This is a genomic window from Photobacterium leiognathi (genome assembly GCF_030685535.1).
Classification (GTDB): domain Bacteria; phylum Pseudomonadota; class Gammaproteobacteria; order Enterobacterales; family Vibrionaceae; genus Photobacterium; species Photobacterium leiognathi.
The window spans coordinates 2,298,247-2,321,618 of the sequence record NZ_CP131601.1 but is presented as its reverse complement, the minus strand read 5'-3'; the positions used below and the strand labels follow the sequence as shown (position 1 = coordinate 2,321,618).

Sequence of the window (23,372 nt, the reverse complement as noted above, 5' to 3'; positions counted from 1 at the left end):
AGATGTTAATCGGATGCTAGAAAAGACAGTAATGACTTTCAATTGCTTGAGTTTTTATTTTTATAATTAGATGTGTTTTTATTAAGGGCTTTGATAGGCGTCAGTGAGGTTAATACGCTGTTAGTTTTAGGGCGAAGTGTGTGATGAAAACGTCGCATCAAGACTTAGAGAAAACATGAATCCATGCAACGTTAAGCGTCAGTCTTTTTAACGCTTGGAAGCGATATTTGTCACTTATTTAGACATCGCAGTGTCATCTATTCTGTCTCATTTTTACCTAAATAGCGTATAAGCTGTCACTGTAACATATTGATTAAATGGCTTTTATTTTGCAATCAAGGTGTTGGGGTTTTGGGGGGAGGTTGGAGGAATAGCCCAAGCTATTTTTTATCAGATTCACCTTGAGGATGGAATCAGCGCCGTAAATAAAAGAAATGCTAATACCATTATAACCACGGTGGTGGTGAATATAATTGCTTGTAAATTTTTTGATGTATGCCTTTCGGATTGGATGAGTAGAACAAGCTCGGTGCTGTGTTGTTGGAATTTGAGGCTTCATTCATTACTAAGCACTTTCCATGAGCAATGATATTCATGGCATGAGTGATCATAGGATCAGCGATACTACCTAAAGGTTTTTCAATATCGTCATTGATGCGGCATCCTCTCACGTATTGATTTAAGCCTATTTCAGTCACTTCCGTATCGACGGGCTCAAATCCGTAAGGATAATCGCCAAAGCCTTTTTCATTTTGTCCAACAAACTGAACGATATAATACACCATGTCACAATTAGGCTCAGGAATAAAACCGTAGGGTTTACCATAGGTATTATCACCTATCAATATAACTTCCACATCAATCCCACGTAATGCATTAATTAATGATTCGCTGGCAGAAGCCGTATTATTAGTGGTTAAAATAAATACGCGGTTTAAGTTTAAAGTGGGTAATAACGTATTGGTGATTACTTGGTTTGTCCAATCGATATAACGATTAATAAATAATAGATCTGTGTTTTTTTGGGATTGCTTATCGTTATAAGTTAATGATTCAAAGATTCTATTAATGGATTGCTGGTAAGCGATCATATAGCCTAATTGTGCAGATAAATATAACAAACCTCCCTGATTATAACGCAAATCGATAATGAGCTCTTTTACGTCATGAGCCGCAAAATAAGTGAAATACTCAATGAGGCGATCTTGAGCCTGTCGATGGAATTCATTTAACATGAAATACCCAACTTGACCGTGATCGGACGAAAAAGTATTGATGTACATTGCGGGCGTGATGGTGTTGTCTTCGGGCGTAAGAAGTACGTCTTTAACCGAACCATCGAGGCTGCTAAAAGAAAAAGAGTAAGTGCTGCTGATAGGATCGGAGAGGACTTGATTGATAAATGTGAGATCGAAATAGTTATTCGTATTAACGACATCTACATTATTGATACTGAGTAATTTATCGCCGCGTGCAATTCCTGCGATATTGGCAACGGAGCCTTCATCGACATAAGCAATGCGTAGATCTCTGGGTGCCGTTGTCGATCTGTATACCCAATTGAACCCAAAGCCATAGCTGATCCCTTGTGAGAAACTCGACATGTAAGCATCATAGGATTGACTAAAATGGAAACGATCTTTAGCGCGATTGCTGGGCAACACCGTTTGGGTTTTTAGTTGATTAAAGTAACTGGAAACTGAGCTAAATTGTTCAGGTGCGACATCGTCAATTTCATCGTACCAAAGGTATTCTTCATGATGAAATGAACGTAAAAAGAGTTTTTCAATTAATGTACTGCCTTCTTTGTCGGGATAGGGTTCGTTGGTGTAAGGATCTATTCCTGTGCGAGGTAGAGCACAACGGTTGATGAAATCCTCTGATGATAAATAGACGCCTTCGGTCCATGTGTCGGGTTCTAGCTGGCTTTGTGCTTGATCAACAAGATTGATAATAACTTGTAGTGTGGATAAATCCTCAATGACTGAGCGTTGTTGCAATGCGGATTTATAGTTTTCTAAATATTCTGGTTGAAATGAGATGTTGTTTAAAGCATAGAATGTGTCTAATGAAATCAGTGAAAAATTACCACTATTTACAGCATCGACAAGTTGTCCCCAAGCTGTGTGATGACGATAGAGACGATCATCGACGTTATCAATTATGGTTTGTAATTGCGTTATATTATCAAGGTGGGAGCGTGTTAGCAGATGATCTACATAATCAGACATATGCTCAGGAATAAACTGTAGGTCGAGCAAGTCGTTGAATATAGAAGATGATATTGCAGAGAAATCATTTTCATTAATGGCAGCTTGTATTGTATTCCACGCTGTGGTTTGTAAGGCTTTTTGTTCGTCAATTTTATCAATAGTGTCTTGTAGTTCTTCAACATTCTCTACGGTTTCTAACAACATAAACGCATCGATATATGCGCTAACGTAGTCTTTATTAAACGTTAACCCTTCAAATTTCGCTAAGAGTGTGGGCAGTGTTGTGACATCATCCTTATTCGTTATACTCTCTGTGAGAGTATTCCATAATTGAACAAATGAATATTTTTCTTGGTTGATGTTTTCTATCAGCAGGGTAAGCGCATTTTCAGTATCAATTTCGTCTGTATTCATTATTTCATTGATATACGTATCAAATAACGAGGTATCAATATTTGAAAAAATAAGATCTTCTAATGCTTGACGTAATAGTATCGGATTCTTGGATGTGATTAATGTATTGACGGCCTGTTGATGTGCAAACACTTGTGTATTTTTATTATCAATTATTTGTTGAAGTTGCGATAGGTTGTCAATTGCCATGGTGTTAAAAATAGGCTCAGCGTAGTCAATATCAAGTGACCAGTTTTTCAATCCATTAATACGCTGTAAGGCATCACTCAGTGAAGAGCTATTTTTCGTGTTTACGGCTTCAATGAAGGCGCGCCAAGGAGAGAGCTTTTGACCTTTATTCCAATTTTTAAATGAGTTTACATATTCAATCTCAAGGGCTTGATCAATTTTTAATAACGTTAGAGTTTCATTGATTTGTGACTCTTCGGGTATGATGATGTTTTGCGTTAAATGTATTTTATTGTTGGCGCTGCCTAATATGTGCCAACGACGTTTGTTAAAGTGAGCACAAGTATTTTCTATATCACAATGTTCAACAAAAAAGACTGTTTTAAAGTTTGCGTTAAATTGTTCATATGCAAGCGTTGAGAACTCGATAATATCATGATTCATTGTCCAACTGAGATCATAGTGAGTTGCTTGTGTACTGTTTGATGAATCAAATGACCATAATTCAGCTTTTCCATCATTTTTAATATCAATAAACCCATAACTTTCACTATTTGTTTTATGGATCATGAATTTGCCAATAATATTATCAGTGGAATGGTTCGTATTTTTTGTGATTAATTTTCCATTTAAAAAATAAACACGATTTTCTTTTTCTACTCTAATATCAATAAAGTCTTCATTGTAATCAAGTATGTGAAAATTAATATTATCATCAATTATAATGTGATTATTCTTACGTACCCATGTAAATGGTTGTGTATTCTTTATATTGGTAACGAAGTTTAGTCTGGCATGTGTCTTACAATTCACTCTTTCAAATAGACATAAAGGGTCTGATATCAAAAAAGTTTTATTTTCTTTTTCTTTTTCGATAATGTCATAAGTGTTACTTTTTACAAAGTCGTTAACTTTGTATAATCTTACTTGATTATTCCATATGTTGGTATTATTAGAGGTATCGATACATTGAATAGAAATATTAACAAACTCATAATTAGATTTTCTTAATATGCTGTGAAGAGTGATTGTGTTACATGACAAGATGTTGTCGCTAATGTCACCACGACTAATAATTTCTGATATATTACTGAGAGAAAAACCATCCGGTTCTGTGGATGTGAATATTATTTCTTTAGAACGTTCGGTTAAGCTAAAAGAATCTTTAATCGTGCTGTCAGCATTAGTAATAGTACCGACATTCTCTGAAATAGATAGGGTTAATGATTGGGGGGTATTAGTAATTAATTTATATTCTCCAACCTTAAGTGATAGTTTATTTTTAATCAACTTTTCATCTTTTAATATCTCATCTTTAGTTTCAGTAAATTGTTTTGTGTTTATTGTATTGTATAAATAGTTATCTCTCTTTTCTTTATTTGTTACAAGTTCTAAAGTATCAATAATTTCATCATCAATATCTAAATGAATAGGATCATCTGGTTTATCAATGATTAATTTTATTATCGTTGCTAATTGGATTAATTCAGTGTCATTAATTCGATCGACAGACTTATTGTATGTGATGTAAGAGTCAAAGTTTTCGTTATTATTATTATATTTAGCAAGTGCATATTCAGCAGTGGTTAGATTGGTAACATTAAAAGAGGGGATTTCTTTATTTTCTTCTTTAATTTGTTTTATATCACCAATCATTTTAATCAATCGTGCTTTATTTTGTGTGTTATGACCTACCGCCTCTAAGTAAATAACAGGACTTTCATCATCATCTAGAATGACATCCATGAGATAGTGACCATCTGTATTAGCCTTAGACGTGAGTGTTCTTTCAGAGCCTAGAATATGTAGTGTGATGTCAGCATTGCTAATAGGAGAGTCTGTAATAATACCCTGTAGTGTGAAGTTTTCAGTTACTGGAGTAATAAAGAGAACACTTTGGCTTTTGATGTGTTGGTTATTGTATTGACCTTCTGCAGTGATAGTCAACTCTTCACCAGATAAGCCGACATTTGGCGCTCTGATGGTAATTTGTGAACTTGTTGAGCTATCGATAATTTCAATATTGGGGATGGAAAAATACCATTGCCAACTATTTATACTGACGTTGCTTTTAATAGTTACAGTCAGTAAGTCTTTTTCTTCAATATTGGTAGGATGTTCGAAGGTAACAGTAATATCATGTTCCGGTGAATATGGTTTTTCATTATCCTCCCCTGAGCAACCAGTGATAAGGAATAGGGAAAGTAGCATCGTTATAGCAATAAGTAACCTAAACCTTTTCATAATAACTCCCCACTGTTCATTCGAGTATAGTAAAGGTTATATGTGCAGAATTTAGCTAGTTTAGAATAATAACATTAAATTGATTGTTGCTTCATATTTGAGACTAAGGCAGTTGTGTCCTCAAACTTGGTGATATTAAGCCACTTTTATTTAATGAACGTCTATTGCGTGAGACTGTTGATTTTGGCGGATATTACAATTGTCAGAAGAAGCGTGGATTAATGAAAAAGTAATTGAGATGACGATGTGTTCTCTATGAGAATGAGGCTTGATAAGCCTCATTCTATAGTTGATTTAACGTAAGGTATAAACAATTGCTGAGATAGCAATGAATCCAATAACAGTGACGAAAACATTACTTGCTTTACCACGATACTGTTTCATTGCATCAATTTTGTTGATTGCATACATAGGCAAAATAAACAAAATTAGCGCAATGACGGGGCCAGAAAAGGTTTCCATGATACCCAAGATACTCGGGTTTTTCACTGCGGCATACCATACTGAGAAAAATAAGATAGCAATGGTTAGTTTATTCACGAGTCTTGGTTTTAGGCTAGTATGTTTCGCAATTATCCCATTTAGACTTTCTCGTCCACCGAGGAAGTGTCCAAAAAAAGATGAAGTGATTGCGATACAGGCAATAAAGGGGCCAAATGAAGCAATCATGCCGCTACCTGTAATATTTGCTAAGTAAGACAAAATAGAAATGTTTTGTGCTTTAGCATCGACCAGTTGAGCCTGTGTGAGGCTGAGTGTGCAAGAGAAGACAAAGAATAATACAAAGGTGATAAGCATCATCGATGTGTGCTTTAAGATAAAGTCGACACGTTTACCTGCTTGTTTACCGTAGTGTCGCTTTTGTGCAACTGAAAAGCTTGAAATAGCTGCCGTATGGCTAAATGCAAAAATGGTGGTAGGGACAGCTAACCATAACGTTTGTGTGAATTCTTTAGCGGCTGGTATATTGGAAAAGTCAGGCATTTGCCAATTTGGGATCATATATAATGAGATCCCAAATAAAATGAAGACTAAAGGATAAACAATCACTTCAAATGCGCGTAATACGGTTTTCTCACCAGCTGTCATTACGCCAATCAGTACAGCGACAAGAGCACCAGATAACAAAACACGTGGCGGTGCTGCCATACCCATCTGATTCACAATAAAGCTTTCAATAGTATTCGTTAATCCTACTCCATAAATCATCAAAATCGGGTAAATTGATAAGAAGTAAAGCAGTGAAATCAGAAAGCCGAAGCGATGACCAAAGTGTTCTTCAACAACATCGGTAAATTCTGCTTTTGGATTATCTGACGACATAATCATTCTTGCTAAACCACGGTGGGCTAAAAATGTCATAGGTCCAGCCAATAGCGCCATGATGATCAAAGGCCAGAAACCACCTACACCGATATTGATCGGTAAGAATAAGATACCTGCGCCAACGGCGGTACCAAATAAGCTAATGATCCAAGTTTTATCATGTTTATTAAGGGTGAGTTTTTCTTCTGTATGGGTAGATATTTCAATGTTATTGGAAGTCGACATGTGATTGACCTTACTGGTTAATGTAATTGTTATAGGTTTTTTCATATCGAATACAATAATAACAAATCGACAACCTTTGAAATATTCCCAGCGGGAATACTTGCTACCTGGGTCGCATTTATATTTTGTTATTTTGTATTTTTTTGAAGATTTATCTTGTTTTAATTTCTTTTATAGTTATTTGTTTTAATTGTGTGGTTTGACGGGAATATAAAAACTCCTGCTGGATAAATGAAAATGATATCCAGCAGGAGGAGAGGGGGAGTACTAGGAATTATGCGATAGCAGAGTCTGCAGTAACGTAAGGTAAATCTAGTGATGTTGCTACGCTTTCACAAGTGATTTGCCCACGGTAAACATTTAGACCATTTAATAGATGCTTATCGTCTTGTAGCGCTTTTTTGTAGCCTTTATTGGCAAGGTTAACAATGTAAGGCAGTGTTACATTGTTTAGTGCCACTGCTGATGTGCGAGCAACCGCTCCCGGCATGTTTGCAACACAGTAGTGAACCACATCATCAACAATATAAGTAGGCTCGCTGTGAGTCGTTGCATGAGATGTTTCTACACAGCCACCTTGGTCGATAGCAACATCAACAATTGCAGAGCCTGGCTTCATTTTCTTGATCATTTCAGCAGTAACCAGTTTCGGAGCTGCAGCACCAACGACCAGAACGCCACCGATAACAAGATCTGCTTCAAGCACATGCTTTTCAATTGAATCATTGGTTGAGTAAACTGTTTTCAGTTGACCGTTGAACTGTGCATTTAGTTGGCGCAGTACATCGATATTACGGTCAATAACAGTTACATCAGCTTGTAGACCTAGTGCCATTTGTGCTGCATTTGCACCTACAACACCACCACCAATAATCACAACTTTTGCTGGCTCAACACCCGGTACGCCGCCAAGTAACATGCCACAGCCGCCGCGAGATTTTTCTAATGCGAATGCGCCAGCTTGGATTGACATGCGACCAGCCACTTCTGACATTGGCGCAAGAAGCGGAAGGCGACCATGTTTATCTGTCACTGTTTCGTAAGCAATACACACGGCTTTGCTATTAATGAGATCATGCGTTTGCTCTGGATCCGGGGCTAGGTGTAGGTAAGTAAATAGAATTTGCCCTTCGCGAAGCATTGCACGCTCAACAGCTTGAGGCTCTTTTACTTTAACAATCATTTCTGCTTCTGCAAAAACGTCAGATGCTGTTGCTAGGATTTGTGCACCTGCATCAATATAGTCTTGATCGCTAAAACCAATACCTGTGCCTGCGTTGGTTTCGACATAAACACGATGACCATGTGAGACCACTTCTTTAACTGACGCTGGGATCATACCTACGCGGTATTCATGTGTTTTGATTTCTTTAGGGATACCAATGATCATAATTTAAGCCTTAATATCTGTTGTTTTGTTTATTACTTGTTATTGGAATGATTAATAGACTAAACAAAATCATTTGAAATGTGTCACTCTTTTTTAACTAATAACCAACAAAAGAAACTAGTTTTTTGTTGGTTTTTGGTGTTAAAAACCAAATTAGATCTACGTCACAGATGAAAGTTTTACATTTTTGATTGTTTTTTGGTTCTAATGACTGGTTTTTGATTGTTATTGCAGTGTTTGGGTCTTTTATTTTTTTAAATTTTAGTTTTTATGACTACTTATTGTTCTGTTTTTTTGGGTTTAATGTCTTTTATTACTTCTAAAGAAAATGTCGACTTTTAATGTTAAAAAAATAACGTTAATTAGTTTTATATTCTGGTTGGTTAGGTGAGGATTTAATTTTTTGTAGAAATAACAGAGGATTGTACTATTAGTGATGAGCTTTTTCGCAGTGGTGTTGTGAGGGATAGTGCTAAATTAAGTGAGGAAAGTGTAGGTTAAAAGAAATAAAGAGAAAGTAATGAAGAACCTCGCTGTTTTAACAGCGAGGTTGCTCATTTGTTAAAACATATAAGTAAGTACTGCTTGAGCAAAAATGCCCAATGCGATAGTGGCAAAAGTACCGACACTGATCACCGCGGTTGAACCAAACTCTACACTTTCAATATCTGCAGATTGGTTGTGGTGGTGATATTCCTCTTTAGCGAAAAAGGCCAGCAGGATACGAAGGTAGTAAAATACGGAGACTGCAGAAGCTAATGCAGCGAGTACAACCATGCCTAAATATCCGTTGCCAAGTACACTTGAGAACAGGAAGAATTTGGCAAAAAAGCCAGCAGTAGGGGGGACGCCCGCTAATGAAAGCACAGCAATCGCCATTGCAACACCAGCGAGTGGGTAACGTCGACCTAAACCGCGATAACCTTTTAATTCACCCGTTGGATTATGTTTGTTTAACATTGCAATCACAGCAAACGCGACCAGATTCATCACGGCATAACTCAGCCCGTAATAAGCAGTAGCATGAACTGCTTCTGATAAAGAGGCGCTACTGTTCGGGATCACACTGGTTAGTGCCATGAGTGCGTAGCCGAAGTGGGCAACGGATGAATAAGCCAGAATACGTTTGATATTGGTTTGGCGGAAAGCCAATAGGTTACCAAACACAATGCTAAATAACACAAAGCCCCAAAGTACAAACGAGATTTGATCCCAAATAGGTTCAATCTGAATCACGAAGTGAATAACAAATGTCAGCATTGCAATTTTGGCGATACTACCAATAAATGCCATCACAGGCGCAGGTGAAGCTTGCAGTGTATCAGCCAGCCAGCTATGAAATGGTGCTAAAGCCAGTTCAAAGCATATGCCTACAAATAACATCATAAAGCCGATCAATGCGACCATCGGCATCGCGTTAGCACTGGTGAGCGCTTTAGGTATTTCACTAATAACGATAGTACCCGCACCAAAATAGATCAGTGCAATACCAAACATAAAGAATGCTGCAGCAACAGTGGCTGTAACAGCATATTTTAGCCCACCTTCGATAGCTCCTTTACGTTGAGGGTTCCATGCGATTAGCGCAAACATTGGAATGACAATGGTCTCCATCCCTAGGAATGCTGCTAACAAGTTACTTGCTGAGGCCAAGATAAATGTACCGAGTACAGCTATCAGGATTAGTGCGTAAAACTCTTCTGCAACATGCTTGTTGAGGGCTGGGTAATTTTTAGCCAGTAATATGGTTGCCAGTCCACCTGCTGCGAATAATTCAAAAGCAACGAGTGTGAAATGATCAATAACCACAAAGTTTTCAATATTCGCACTGTGTCCGAATAAAGAAGCCACTGATAACATGGTCGCTAATAGCACCACAATCGATCCCATATAAGGGAGTTGTTGGTTGTTCTTACCAGGTAGAACACCCAATAGTAGGACACCTAAAGCACCTAGTCCTAGGATGGCAAAGGGTATTGCACTAATTAACTCATAAGATGACATTGATAACCCCTTCAATCAATGAATATGAACCCGAATGAATGGATGCCAGTGTTTTGGTTGATGACATCATAAGTTGCAGTAAATAGTTCGGCTCTAAGCCAACCCAGAACAATCCAATGACAATGATGGATGCTGTTAGCTTTTCTCGTGCTGTCAGATCTATTAATTTACGTTGTTCATTGTCGTCAGAGATTGGCCCTAAGAATGCCAGTCCATAGGCTCTTAAGAAGTAAACCACACCTAACACTATCGAGAATGCAGCCAAGCTTGTCCAAAGAGGTGAGACTGAGAAACTACCTGCGAGGAGTAATATCTCACCTGCAAAGTTACCTAAGCCTGGAATACCCACACTTGCTGCAACAATAAATAGTAGGAGGACGCCAATACCCGGGAGGACTTTATATAAGCCGCCCATCTCATCAAACTTACCGCTAAACCCGCGCGCTTGAAGCATACGTACAACGGCAAACAGACCTGCCACTGAAAGACCGTGAGCAATTAATTGGATCACTGCACCATTCAATGCTTGAAGTTGCCATGCAAAAATCGCTAAGACCACTAAGTTCATGTGACTGATACTTGAGTAAGCAATCACATTACGGAGATCTTTTTGACGGAAAGCGAGTAGGGCTGCGTATAAGCTACCGATTGCACCCAGTGCCATACCGATATACATCATTTGATGCATTGCTTCAGGGAAGATAGCTAAACAGAAACGCAAGATACCGTATGCGCCGACGTTAGCCATAACACCAGATAGCAGCAGTGATACCGCAGGTGCCCCTTCGCGGTAGGTGTCAGGCGCCCAAAAGTGAAATGGGAAACCTGGGATCTTAATTAAGAAAGCAATTAAGAACCCACATACAACTGGAATAGCCAATTCACCCGTAATTGGATGGGAAGCTAAGTAGAAGTAATCAAATGTCCATACACCTGTGTTGTTACCATTAATGATGTAAAGAGCAACAAGCGATACAAGCATTAATAAAGAGCCTGTAATGGTCACAAGGACAAATTTTAATGCTGCTTGTTTGGTATCTTTACCGCCCCAGAAACTCAACATGAAGTAAATCGGAATTAACATAAGTTCCCAAAATACGTAGAAGAGCATGAGATCAAGAGCAAGAAATGCCCCCATAATGCCACTGAGTGTTAATAGCATTAGTGGGCCAAAAGCCTGCCAACGATTCACTTGGTGCCAAGCAACAAGCATTGCAACGATGAACAAGGTACAAGTTAAACCAATCAGGCTTAAGCTGATCCCATCCATGCTGACTAAATATTTAATGCCGAAGTCAGGGATCCAGTTGAGGCTTTCAGTCATGGAAAAACCATGAACTTGATGCGTGATAAATATCCAAGCTACTAACATTGACTCAATAATGAGTGTGGTTAATGTCATGGAGCGTGCAATAAATGGCAGCTTACGGCAACTTGAGCCGATAAGTAGTGCAGCTACCATGGGTAAGAAAATCAATAAACTAAGCATATATCAAACCTAAATAGCTCAAACCAAGTAAAAAAGCAGAAGAACAGAACCTGCAATCATCATAATGATATAACGAGAAAGCTGGCTGCTTTGTACATCACTAACGGCTTCGCCTGAGTGAGATAACATTGCCGCGATCCCTTTCACAATGGCCTGATTCAGTACCCATCGTTCAATAACCGTTTCTAACAGCTTGGAAAGACCTTTGAAGCCACGAATAACCGTTAGTTTTGACAGGTCGTCGATATACCATGCTGAGTTCAGGAATTGACAATTACCGATGCCATGGCCCTGTTTAAGCTCTTGTTTTACTAAGATGTACGCAAACCATACCCCAGCAATAGCGACTAATGAGCCAACAACTTGCAGCATAAGACCTGTAGAGGTTGCAATCTCTGGCGCTGTACCTAATTGACTATCAATCCACGGAAGGAATAGGTGAGGACCAAAAGACCATTCGTTAGGAAACTGCATCCAACCAATAGCGATCGAACCAACGGCTAAAATACCCGTTGAAACTTTCATCTGCCAAGGAAGACCATTATTTTTCAGGTAGCGAGGTTCACTAAACGCTGTACGGTTTTCACTATTGAAGACCATAAAGTACATACGGAAGCTATAGATACTGGTAAATAATGCACCCGCTAAGCCAAGTGCACCCAGTAACCAACCTAAATGGCCCGTTTCCGTTGCTGCTATGATGGCATCTTTTGAGAAGAAGCTTGCAGTGATGACAGGCAGTGCGGCTAAACTTGCAGAGCCAGCTAGGTAAGTCCACTTAAGCCACGGAAGTCGTTTGCCGAGACCGCCCATTTTGCGAATGTCATGATCGTGATTAAACATATCGATAATGACACCAGAGCTGATAAATAGCAGTGCTTTAAAACACGCATGAACAATGACGTGGAAAATAGCTAAATCATAAGCACCTACACCTAGCGCAGCAAACATGTAGCCAATTTGGCTGATGGTTGAGTAGGCGAGAATACGTTTGATGTCGTTCTGCGCCAGCGCACATGTTGCTGCATAAAACGCCGTAAATGCACCCACAAGTGATACCCACCATGTGACATCAGGTACTAAATTAAAGAGCACATGATTACGTGCAATCAAGTACACCCCAGCAGTTACCATGGTTGCTGCGTGGATCAATGCCGATACCGTAGAAGGACCTGCCATTGATTCAGGAAGCCAAACATGAAACGGGAACTGGGCTGATTTTACCATACCGCCGAACAAGAATAGAAGACAAATCGCGCCAATTAACCATAAGCTCGTCGATTGCTGGCTAGCAATAGTATAGATCTCGTTAAGGTTAACGGTTTTGAACACGGTGAATGTCAGTAAGATACCAATTGCAAGTAAGGTATCGCCAATTCGTGTTACGACGAATGCTTTACGTCCTGAATACACATTCTTTTCTTTGTTGTAGTAATGAGAAATCAGTCCGTATGAACATAGTCCCATGATTTCCCAACCTGTGTATAGCAGGATTAAATTATCCGCCATCACAAAGTACAACATGCCAGCAACGAATAGATTTAAATAGCAAAAGTAGCGTCTTTCACCAAAATCACGGCGCATGAAGGGAACGGAGAACAAGTGGATAAGAAATCCAACCCAGCTTGTCACTGTCATCATTACTAGCGAGAGGCGATCAACCGATAAACCAATGTTGACGTTCCAATCACCAACAGCCATCCACGTCCATAATTGCTGGTGGAAAGCTGGATTAAAATCACTGGATAGCCATAGCATTCCTGTGAGTACAGCCGACACTAAGACGGATAGTGAAGCGAGTATACCGCTTGCACGAGTCGGAAAGTGCTTGCCAAATAAGACAATTAAGGCGGCGCTGAAAAGCGGAGCGGCAGGAATTAACCATAACCATGTATTCATTACAGTTCTCCCTTACTAATTAATGTACTGCTAAGCTGGTTAAGTTTGTCGATACGGGTTGTTTTTAGGTGTTTGTACGACAACATGGCGAGCATCAAGACAACAGAAAGCTCACAGCCTGCTGCAATCATCAAAAAGATAGTAATGATTTGTCCTGTTGGATTTCCCCAATGTTGACCTGCTTCAACAGCGGCTAACGCAACGCCATTAAGCATGACTTCGATACCCATAAGTACGAACAACAATTGTCGGCGAACAACAACAATTAGTAGGCCAATAATGAACATGGCAAAGGATAAAATTAAGATAGTCAGTGGACTCATGCGTGCTCCTCCACTTTATCATCAGTCTCTGAGTGGCGAACTTTCATTTGTGCCGCGAGATAAATCACAGCGACTAACGCACCAAGTAAGAGCGTTGATAGCGCTTCTATCGCGAGTTTGTAATGATTAAATAAATCCGCACCAACAGCTTTAGGACTGATGGTTTTGATCGTTTCAATTGTATAGAACTGATGACCGTGATTTAGAACGATGAAAGCCTCAACTAACATAACGGTTAGTAAGATCACTGGTAAAATTACAGTGCGATTGGCCGTGAGTGGGAAGGTGCGGCTTGCCGGACTTAACATAATGAAGAAGACAAACAACACCATGATTGCCCCGACGTACAAAATAATTTGTAACGCGGCAATAAACGGCGCACCCAATAAATAGAAAATAACAGCCAGTGCGAGTAGCGATGTGGTTAAATACACCGCACCATGCATAGGCTCTTTGACAAACAGTAAACTGATTGCTGCCAATAGCATGATGGCACTACTGGCATAGAAAATAATATTCCAAGTTAACATGAATGATGATGTCCTTAAGGCAGCAGAGAGTACACATCGATTGGTGGTTTTTCATTTTCACCATCGCCGATAGCTTTACCTGTAATTGCTACACCTGCTTGCTTGTAGTAATTAAAGTCTGGGTGTTTACCTGTGCCATCAATGAGTAAGTCTTCTTTTTCATAAAGCAGCTTGTCACGAGAATATTTACCCATTTCAAAATCAGTGGTGCATTGAATCGATAGGGTTGGACATGCTTCTTCACACATTCCACAGAAAATGCAGCGACTGAAATCCAGTTCGAATGTTTTGGCATATCGACGCTCATCTTCTCGCTCAGCACCTTGAATGGTGATTGCATTAGCAGGACATACTGAAGAGCATAAATAACAAGCAACACAACGTTCATCACCGTCAGGATCGCGAGTTAATACAATGCGACCGCGCCAGCGTTCAGGTAAGTCTGGTTTTACCTCTGGATAACAAACCGTATCGCGTGGTGCCCAAACGTGCTTAATGGTTGCCGCAAAAGCCCCTGTGACCTCTTGTAAAATCTGTATAACTTTCATGATTGTCTCTCTCTAATGTTGGGGGCTACATCCAGAATGTACCGACAAGGGCGGTCACAATGATGTTGACGATGCCGATTGGAAGTAAGAATTTCCAACCGAATGCCATGAGCTGGTCGTAACGCGTTCGCGGTAAGCTGGCACGCATCCATACAAAGAAGAAAACTAACAGGAAGGTCTTCAATACAAACCATAAGACGCCAACAAGCGGATAGGCTTCAGCCCATGGTCCGTGCCATCCGCCGAGGTACAAGGTTGTTGCCATCGCACCGACGAGGATCACACCTAGGTATTCACCAAGGAAAAACATCGCAAAAGGCATACCGCCATATTCGGTATTAAAACCTGCATTAAGCTCGTTTTCGGCTTCAGGCATATCGAATGGCAAGCGGTGAGTTTCTGCAATACCTGCGATAAGGAATACAAGGAAGCCAATCGTTTGAAGGAGGATATACGGTGTGGTTTGTGCATCAACAATTTGCGTTAAGCTAAAGCTACCAGCAAGCATAACCACACCCAATACCGCCATACCCATTGCTAATTCATAACTGATTAGCTGAGCAATAGTACGAATTGCGCCAAGCATGGTGTATTTCGAGCTTGATGCCCATCCGCCTAAAAAGACTCCATAAGCGTGAATGGAGCTTAATCCCATCAAAAAGAGTAGACCGATGTTTAAGTCTGCTGCCCATGAGATATTTTTACCTATAGGCAGTAAGGCAAAGCTAACAAGAATCGATACCACGACAAGGATTGGTGCTAAAGCGTAGAGCTTTTTGTCGACAAACCCGGGCATGAAATATTCTTTTGTTAGCAGTTTTGCTGCATCACATAGTGCTTGGAATAACCCTAATGGACCTGCTCGGTTAGGGCCGTAACGGTCTTGCAACAAGGCTAGACAGCGACGCTCAAATAGAACGGTATAGCCTGCAACTAAAATCAAACCAAAGATAGTGATAACCATACCGACCAGAATAAAAATCCAGTACTGCAATGAATCCATTAGGCTTCTCCCATCATGATGACCGATGCACTACCAATAATGTTTTTGATTTCCTCCTTTTTATCTGCATCAATAAAAAGCTCAGAGGTGCGCTCAAGACACAATGGTGAAGCAATATCAGCCTGAAGTAGGCGCATATCTGCTTGATTTAAAGCAACTGTGAGGTCAGCAACTTGAGAGGAAATCACCGCAGGGCGTACCAACTTCTGATCACCGCAAATAATCATTAATTGATCACCATTGCTAAGGTTTAGCGAGGCAGCCAGTTTGGAATTTATTGAAGCGGAAGATCTTGGTTTGAGAGAGCGGATTTCAGGCGCATGATCGGCAATATATCCTTCACCAAACCATTTACTCAGTGCAACTTGCGGCTGAGTACTTTGAATTGCTGGTGGATTTGTTTTCTGTTCAAGCGGTAATTCAGTGCACTTAAGTTTGTCTTTTTCGATGATGATCCCGTCATCACCAGCTTGAGGTAGCGTCGGTGCGAGCGCAGTTAACCATTGCTCGATTGTCTCAGGTGATTTCATTAAGGTTTCAATCATGTCATGAGCGTCAATCGTGGCTGTTTTTCTCGCGAAAGCCTTGCTAAAACGCTGTAGTCTACCTTCATAGTTAATCGTCATACCGTCCCTTTCTGGTCATGCAGCGAGTGGCAATAAGGTGTCGCTTAAGTGTGCTGTTTGGGTTAAGACTTTATCGATCACAATCAATTGGTCTAGCTTGTCATGCAATGCATGCCAGTGTGGGTGATTGGTATTCAGCGGATCGCTGCCGACAACAACCAATGTCTTTATTTTGTCATTTTCTATTTGCGCCATCAGCTCAGCACATGAGTTTTCTTGTGCTGTTAATGCTGCATTAACAGAACCTGCACTCGGTAAAGCAATCGCCATTTTGGCTGTAGGTGCAAGTGACTCTGTAATGGTATTAAGTAGAGAGATATCTGCAGTGTTAAGCAGTTCAGCCACACCAATAATGACGGGTTTTTCCGCCTGTTTTAGTGCATTGGCAACATCTTTAATCCAGAGATCTTCCACTGCACCATCATGAACAGCTGTGTTAATTTGTGTTAAACAGTCTTGCCATTGGCTTGGTGCTAACGCTTTAACATGGCCTTGCTGAAGTTTATTTAAAGCTGTGACGAGGTGAGAAGGTGTTGCATGTAATACATACACATCTTTTTTAGCCTTGATAACTTGGCGTACCGCAAGATCAAGCATAGGCGCATGTTCAGTGAGTTCTCCTACTACGAAAACCGCATCTGATTGCTCTATATCTGATATAGAAGGCGCATTGTGATTCGCTGCTACAGCGGTTTTCGTCAAGGCTTCTTGTTGCGGTGAAATAAATGGTGAGAACGGCGCATTCATCTCTTTTGCAATAGCTTTGAGTGCCAAGTTCGTCGTGAGATCTTCTTCTACGGAACCTAAAATACCCACATGACCTTCAGCTCTAACAAGGGCTATTTTCAGTGCATCTAGAGGTGACGTTTTTACGACTTTACCTTGCTCTGATACGTATTTAGGTCTTGAGTGCGACTCGGTGCCATGAGACCCATAACGACCACGATCACAGATGAAATAAGGATTTACTTTTGATGCTTCGTTGTTAGGTTGAACGCGTCGTAGGGTTCCTTCACGTCCACCGACTTCGATATTACAACCCACACTACAACCTGAGCAGATTGAAGGCGCTTTTTCTAACATCCATGTACGGCTGTATTTACGGCGGTAAACCTTATCGGTAAAAACGCTAGTTGGACATACGCTGACTAAATTGCCTGAGAATGGACTATCGAATGCACCATCTTCTGTACGACGGAAAAGCACGTGATTGCTTGACCCCATTGCACCAAAATCATCACCAAGCGCATAGTCTTGATAAAAACGTACGCAGCGATAACAGGTCACACAGCGGTTCATGGTTTGGTATACCAACGGACCTAGGAATTGATCCGGCATGGTACGTTTTTGTCCATCATAGCGGCGGTAAGCATGGCCGACACTGATGGTTGTGTCTTGAAGGTGACAGTCACCGCCTTCATCACAAACAGGGCAGTCATTGGGGTGGTTGGTCATATAAAACTCAACCACGGCTTTTTGGATTTGTTTTGCTTTTGGCGATTTAAAACGAAATTGCTGGCCATCTTGTGCTGGAATGCTACAAGTCATGACGGTACGCGGTTTTTCACCTTCTTTTTGTGGCACGGTTTCCATGGCACAAATACGACAAGAGCCTGCGGCACCTAATGCCGGGTGGTAGCAAAAATAAGGCGTATCGATCCCCGCTTTACGCGCAGCGTCTAACACATTCTGTCCTGGCTCAAATTCGACAGCTTTGTCATCTATATAGATAGTTCCCATGATCAACATGCCTCCGCAGTTAGCTGGTGGTTGTGAGTACAGCGTTGTCCTTCAATATGGGATTCAAAAACATGTTTGAAGTGTTTTAATCCAGTCATGATTGGCATTAGCGCCCCCGGTGCAAGCGCACAGAAGGTGTTGGGATAGATGGTTTCACAGAGCTCATGAAGCAGATCCAGATCTTTGGAGGTCGCTTCTCCTGTTTCAAATTTTTTCAATACATGTACGACATACGGCAAGCCATCACGGCAAGGTGTGCAGTAGCCACATGATTCTCTTGCGAAAAATTCTGTCAGGTTGATCATGAAGTCTATTGGACAAATCGCATCGTCCATCACAATGATCCCGCCAGTACCTAAACGTGAACCAACAGTCGCTGGGCCGTCCCAATCGAGGGGAACGTCGAGATGTTCAGGGAGCATGAATTGCGTTGAGGCACCACCTGGTAGAAAACCGACAAGCTCACGATCGTCAAGTAATCCGCCAGCGTGCTCGAAAATAAGCTCTCTAGCTGTAGTCCCTAATGGCAATTCAAAGAAGCCAGGCTTTTTGACCGGACCTGACACTTGGTAAATATGGCTTCCTGCGGCATCGCCTTTACCTTGAGATTTGAACCACTCGGCACCTTTATGAACGATCCAAGGAATATGACAGATGGATTCCACATTGTTTACTATGGTTGGCTGTCCCCACAGACCTTTTACGATAGGGAAGGGCGGTTTAGAACGCGGGTTACCACGGTAGCCTTCAAGAGCATTGAGTAGGGCGGTTTCTTCACCACAGATATAGCGCCCAGCACTTAAGTGAACGTCAACATCAAGATCCCAGCCAGAGCCCATGACATTTTCACCCACAAGCCCAGCCGCTCGTGCTTCTTGTACCGCTTTCTCAAGTCCTTTTGCCCCTTCGCGATATTCTCCACGAATGAAAACAAATGCTTTGTCTGCACCAAGTATGTAACTACTTGCGATAACGCCTTCTAAAATAGTGTGCGGATCGCGATAAAGCACTTGTCTATCTTTAAACGAGCCCGGTTCTGATTCATCTAAATTCACGACTAAGTAAACGGGGTGACTAGCATCTTTTGCAAGGAAGCCCCATTTCACACCAGTTGGGAAACCACCACCACCACAGCCACGTAGACCAGATGCTTTAAGTTCTGCGAGTAAAGGCTCTCTTGGTTGACCAATAATGGAATTAAGGCTTTGGTAACCACCATTTTCACAGTACTCAGCAAAATTTAATGGTTTTGGATGATGAAAGTTACGTGAAAGTACTAAATCCATTACATCACCTCTTCATTCGGTTTTGCTGGCGCATCTTGAGGAGTCAGCATCGAAATAATGTTTTGGTAATCAGGCTTCTCTGATAGCTTGATCTCTTCTTCTGCTAATTCAGTTAAGATCATTCGCATGCGTTCAGGTGTTAGCTCACCTTCAACACGATCATCATTGATCAGAGCAGCAGGCGCGCGATCGCATAATCCAAGGCAAATACTCGGTAGAACGGTAATGCTGCCATCATTAACGATCTCTCCTAATGCTTTACCTGTTGCATTTTCTGCCGCTTCTAGCACTTTTTTCGCACCTCGGGTATGGCAAGAAATGCTGTCACAGACACGCATGACATTGCGACCAACAGGGCGTCGGCGCAAAAGCGTATAAAACGTTATAAGTTCATCTAGCTGCGTTGTTGATAGGTCTGTAAGCTCACTAACAAGGTTGAGACTTGGTTTCGTGATATAGCCATATTTATCTTGCATAAAATAAAGACAATAGATGGCACCTACTCTTTTTTCTGGGTAATGAGCAATATGCTCTTCCAGATGAGCTCTTTCTTGATCTGTTAACATGATTTCCTCACATTGCGGACTTTATTTATGACGAGCGACATTTGTCTTATTCGTCTCAACATCTACATGGGATGTTGTTTTTATTGTTTAGCGATCAATATCAGCGAGTACGTAATCGATAGAGCCGATTAAACAGATGATATTGCTCAATAAGTCGCCTTTAGAAACGGCTTTAACGGATTGGAAATGTGTAAATGAAGGTGTTCGGATTCGGACACGGTAAGGGCATCCTGTTCCATTACTGATGGTATGGTAGCTTGTGACACCTTTAGCGGTTTCCGTTGCATAAAAGGTTTCAGCAACAGGGAAGTTAAAGCCTCTGCCTGTATCAACAAAGCTGTGGATCAGGGTTTCGATATCACGTAATGCATTTTGTTTTCGAGGAAAACCAAAGTTAGGCGCATTGTCAGCAAGGATAGGACCTTCAGGCATACGCGCCGCCGCTTGTCGAATGATCTTCAAACTCTCAACCACTTCTTGCACACGGAGAACGGTACGGGTGTAGGCATCACCATCTTGACCAACAGGAACGTCAAAGTCGTAATCTTCGTAACCCATATAAGGGAAATCTTTACGCATATCGAAGTTAATACCTGTTGCACGCAAGTTTGGTCCTGTTAAGCCCCAATCAAGCGCCATTGACTGACTGTAAACCGCAATGTTTTGTGTCCGTACTTTGAAGATCATTGAGTTGGTCATTAACTTTTCAAGATCGGGGACAAGTTGCTCAATACCTTGGCAGGCATGTTCAACTTTTTCTTCCCAGCCATCAGGTAAATCTTGAGAAACACCACCAATTCTGAAGAATGCAGGGTGCATACGACCGCCACAGATCAACTCGATAACATCGAAGATTTTTTCACGCTCGGTGAAAGCATAAAAAGCGGGAGCCATGCCCCCTAGGTTATGCGTGATACTTCCAAACCATACAAGATGGCTCGAAATTCGGAATAATTCGCATAACATAATCCGCATGGTCTTGGCGCGTTCAGGGACTTCAATCCCAGTCATTGCTTCAAGCCCTAGTAAGTAGGGCAGTTCACCTGCTACACCACCTAAGTAATCGATACGATCGGTATAAGGGATGTAGTTATGAAAAGTATGACGCTCGGCAATTTTCTCTGCCCCGCGATGGTGGAAGCCAATCTCTTGATCTAAATCTTCAATGTACTCGCCTTTCATTTTAACTTTTAGGCGGATAACGCCATCGGTTCCGGGATGGTTAGGGCCGATGTTTAGTACCATGCTGCCATCGTCTTGCTTCCCTTGAATATCATAGGACTTCATAACATCATCAAAGTCAGGACCTTCAAGATCGAAAGGTTCATCCATTAAGGTTGCACGACAAGGATAGGACTTACGCAGTGGGTGACCTTTCCAGAAGTCAAAAGTTAAGATACGGCGTAGATCGGGGTGATCAGTGAATTTTATCCCAAACATGTCATAGACTTCACGCTCATACCAATTCGCGTTAGGCCAAAGCCCAACCACGGTAGGTACTTCAATGGTGTCATTAGCAATGTGTGTGCGAATGGAGATAAATGCCTTCTTTTTCACACTCAGCAGATAATAAAACACACTGAATCCGCCACCACGTTCACATTCATCAATTGCTGAAAGGTCAAACAGCATTTCAAATTGTGATGAAGCTTCATTTTTTAGGAAATGTAAGGTATCGATAAGGTTTTCTTTTTTTACCTCGAAACTTTCACAGCCAATGATTTCGTGGTTTGGTGTTTTAGCACCGAAACGCTCAATGAGTATTTGACGATCGTTATTATTCATTATTCGACCCTCAAACCGAGTGGTTTACGGTTTTTACTTAGCACAGATACTGGGTTAGCTTGAACGTGCTCTTGAAGCATGATCAAACCCTCGAGTAGGGCGTCTGGACGAGGTGGGCAACCAGGGACATAAACGTCAACAGGAAGAATTTTATCGACGCCTTGTACAACACTGTAAATGTCATACATACCGCCAGAGTTTGAACAAGACCCCATCGAAATAACCCATTTAGGCTCAAGCATTTGATCATAAATATGCTTCATTAACGGTGCCATTTTCACAAAGCAGGTACCAGCTGTGATAAGTACATCACTTTGGCGTGGTGAGCCACGAAGTACTTCAGAACCAAACCTTGCCATGTCATAGCGAGGTGTCGCTGCTGTCATCATTTCAACGAAACAGCAAGACGTCCCAAAGTTATAAGGCCAGAGCGAATGCTTCCGGCTGTAGGAAATAAGATCATCAACCTTACCAACAATATTGGTAATGGTGTTGTTGCCTTTTTCATTCGAGGAATTATCGACGTTAACGGTTTGAATTATATCGCTCATGACTCATACACTCCGATTTGAAAAACACCTTTACGTATCATGTAAATGAACCCTAAAAGTAAAATCACCAAAAAGGTGACGCCAGCAATGACACCCGGTATACCGAGTTGCCAATAGTCGACTCCCCATGCAAAAAGAATTGCGGCTTCTAATTCAAAAATCAGAAACGCTACTGCGATGAGGTAATAGCTTATAGAGAAGTTATGCTTTGTCGTTCCAGAGGGTAAAAGTCCACACTCGAAAGGCTGTTCTTTATCAAAACGACGCCCGAATCCACCAAGAGATTTACTAATAAATAAAATGGAAGCGATCACCGCTAAGACGAGAAGGCTGAAGACACCGATCATGATTCCTGGGTTGAAATCACTCATTTGCACTCCTTGTCGAATTTGATGCATTAGCCATCAAGCACACTTGATAAACCAAGGTGCTAACAGCGTGAGCTTACATCTCATTCGTACTTCAACATTACTTTCAAAAGAGCTTCATTTAATTGGTCGTTAAACTAGCCCTGTCATTATTTTTATACGTTGCATACTTAGTCACTATTTCTTATTTGAGTGTTGTTAAAAATAGACAAATAAATGCAACCAGTTGAACCTAACAGTTACTTTCTGAACAAATGCTTAACAAAAAAATGCAAATTATTTTCATTTTTGAAATAAAAAAAATCATTATTAATTGATGTTTTTTTTATAAAGATATTAAACTTAATATATTCATTGATTTATATTTAATGAATCCACAAATAAAGACGATATAATTGCTCCATTTCATTAAATATAAAACGTTGTTTGTTTTAACAAATTAAAGATATATATTTAATGAATGATTTATTTTTGTTGAATAATAGTCAGGAAGATAATTTCACCTATCAATTATTGATATAAAAAAACACTTATAAAGACTCCATTTTTAAAATTAAACTTACCAATATATTTATGTAAATCGTGGTATAGCTCTTAAAAAATCGTTGTGCAATTCATAGTTTTTCAACCTCAATGATGAGGTTTTACTTCTATATATATGTTTTAAATGTGGA

The 23,372-nt window shown here is 40.6% G+C and carries 17 protein-coding genes; all 17 read right to left on the bottom strand.

The window, feature by feature from the left end; translation table 11 throughout:
- Positions 1-446: 446 nt before the first annotated feature.
- The 17 genes from Q7674_RS17575 to Q7674_RS17495 all read right to left on the bottom strand — a co-directional run bounded on the left by Q7674_RS17575 (position 447) and on the right by Q7674_RS17495 (position 22,701).
- Positions 447-5,039 (bottom strand): S41 family peptidase, encoded by a 4,593-nt coding sequence (locus tag Q7674_RS17575; RefSeq protein WP_305422972.1) that lies wholly within the window; start codon positions 5,037-5,039, stop codon positions 447-449.
- A gap of 294 nt (positions 5,040-5,333) precedes the next feature.
- Positions 5,334-6,590: an aromatic amino acid transport family protein gene (locus Q7674_RS17570; protein WP_305422971.1), complete on the bottom strand. Its 1,257-nt coding sequence runs from the start codon at positions 6,588-6,590 to the stop codon at positions 5,334-5,336.
- A gap of 274 nt (positions 6,591-6,864) precedes the next feature.
- Complete coding sequence (gene ald, locus Q7674_RS17565; protein WP_045062666.1) at positions 6,865-7,980, bottom strand: alanine dehydrogenase; 1,116 nt, start codon at positions 7,978-7,980, stop codon at positions 6,865-6,867.
- Positions 7,981-8,541: 561 nt separating this feature from the next.
- A complete protein-coding gene (locus tag Q7674_RS17560) occupies positions 8,542-9,984 on the bottom strand; it encodes an NADH-quinone oxidoreductase subunit N (protein ID WP_045062668.1) in 1,443 nt (480 codons plus the stop codon).
- Positions 9,971-11,473, bottom strand: coding sequence for a complex I subunit 4 family protein (locus tag Q7674_RS17555; RefSeq protein WP_045062671.1), 1,503 nt, complete (start codon positions 11,471-11,473; stop codon positions 9,971-9,973). Before Q7674_RS17555 ends, Q7674_RS17560 begins: the two co-directional genes overlap by 14 nt.
- An 18-nt stretch (positions 11,474-11,491) precedes the next feature.
- A complete protein-coding gene (gene nuoL / locus Q7674_RS17550; protein ID WP_305422969.1) occupies positions 11,492-13,372 on the bottom strand; it encodes an NADH-quinone oxidoreductase subunit L in 1,881 nt (626 codons plus the stop codon).
- Complete coding sequence (gene nuoK / locus Q7674_RS17545; protein WP_045062675.1) at positions 13,372-13,695, bottom strand: NADH-quinone oxidoreductase subunit NuoK; 324 nt, start codon at positions 13,693-13,695, stop codon at positions 13,372-13,374. The genes nuoL and nuoK overlap by 1 nt, the downstream gene beginning before the upstream one ends.
- Complete coding sequence (locus Q7674_RS17540; RefSeq protein ID WP_045062681.1) at positions 13,692-14,225, bottom strand: NADH-quinone oxidoreductase subunit J family protein; 534 nt, start codon at positions 14,223-14,225, stop codon at positions 13,692-13,694. Before Q7674_RS17540 ends, nuoK begins: the two co-directional genes overlap by 4 nt.
- A gap of 14 nt (positions 14,226-14,239) precedes the next feature.
- Positions 14,240-14,773: an NADH-quinone oxidoreductase subunit NuoI gene (gene nuoI / locus Q7674_RS17535; protein ID WP_006646487.1), complete on the bottom strand. Its 534-nt coding sequence runs from the start codon at positions 14,771-14,773 to the stop codon at positions 14,240-14,242.
- A 25-nt stretch (positions 14,774-14,798) separates the two neighbouring features.
- Positions 14,799-15,776, bottom strand: coding sequence for an NADH-quinone oxidoreductase subunit NuoH (nuoH, locus tag Q7674_RS17530; protein WP_305422966.1), 978 nt, complete (start codon positions 15,774-15,776; stop codon positions 14,799-14,801).
- A complete protein-coding gene (locus tag Q7674_RS17525; protein WP_305422964.1) occupies positions 15,776-16,402 on the bottom strand; it encodes a hypothetical protein in 627 nt (208 codons plus the stop codon). Before Q7674_RS17525 ends, nuoH begins: the two co-directional genes overlap by 1 nt.
- Positions 16,403-16,417: 15 nt before the next feature.
- Complete coding sequence (locus Q7674_RS17520; RefSeq protein WP_305422963.1) at positions 16,418-18,142, bottom strand: 2Fe-2S iron-sulfur cluster-binding protein; 1,725 nt, start codon at positions 18,140-18,142, stop codon at positions 16,418-16,420.
- 2 nt (positions 18,143-18,144) lie between these two features.
- Positions 18,145-19,428, bottom strand: a complete 1,284-nt coding sequence (gene nuoF, locus Q7674_RS17515; protein ID WP_005368939.1) for an NADH-quinone oxidoreductase subunit NuoF — start codon at positions 19,426-19,428, stop codon at positions 18,145-18,147.
- Positions 19,428-19,994, bottom strand: coding sequence for an NADH-quinone oxidoreductase subunit NuoE family protein (locus Q7674_RS17510; protein ID WP_305422961.1), 567 nt, complete (start codon positions 19,992-19,994; stop codon positions 19,428-19,430). Before Q7674_RS17510 ends, nuoF begins: the two co-directional genes overlap by 1 nt.
- An 87-nt stretch (positions 19,995-20,081) precedes the next feature.
- Positions 20,082-21,779 carry an NADH dehydrogenase (quinone) subunit D gene (gene nuoD / locus Q7674_RS17505; RefSeq protein WP_045062695.1) on the bottom strand — a complete coding sequence of 566 codons (1,698 nt, stop codon included), beginning with the start codon at positions 21,777-21,779 and terminating at the stop codon, positions 20,082-20,084.
- Positions 21,779-22,330, bottom strand: a complete 552-nt coding sequence (locus Q7674_RS17500; protein ID WP_045062696.1) for an NADH-quinone oxidoreductase subunit B — start codon at positions 22,328-22,330, stop codon at positions 21,779-21,781. The genes nuoD and Q7674_RS17500 overlap by 1 nt, the downstream gene beginning before the upstream one ends.
- Entirely contained in the window at positions 22,327-22,701 is a 375-nt protein-coding gene (locus tag Q7674_RS17495) for an NADH-quinone oxidoreductase subunit A (RefSeq protein ID WP_005368929.1), read from the bottom strand. Before Q7674_RS17495 ends, Q7674_RS17500 begins: the two co-directional genes overlap by 4 nt.
- Positions 22,702-23,372 lie beyond the last annotated feature (671 nt).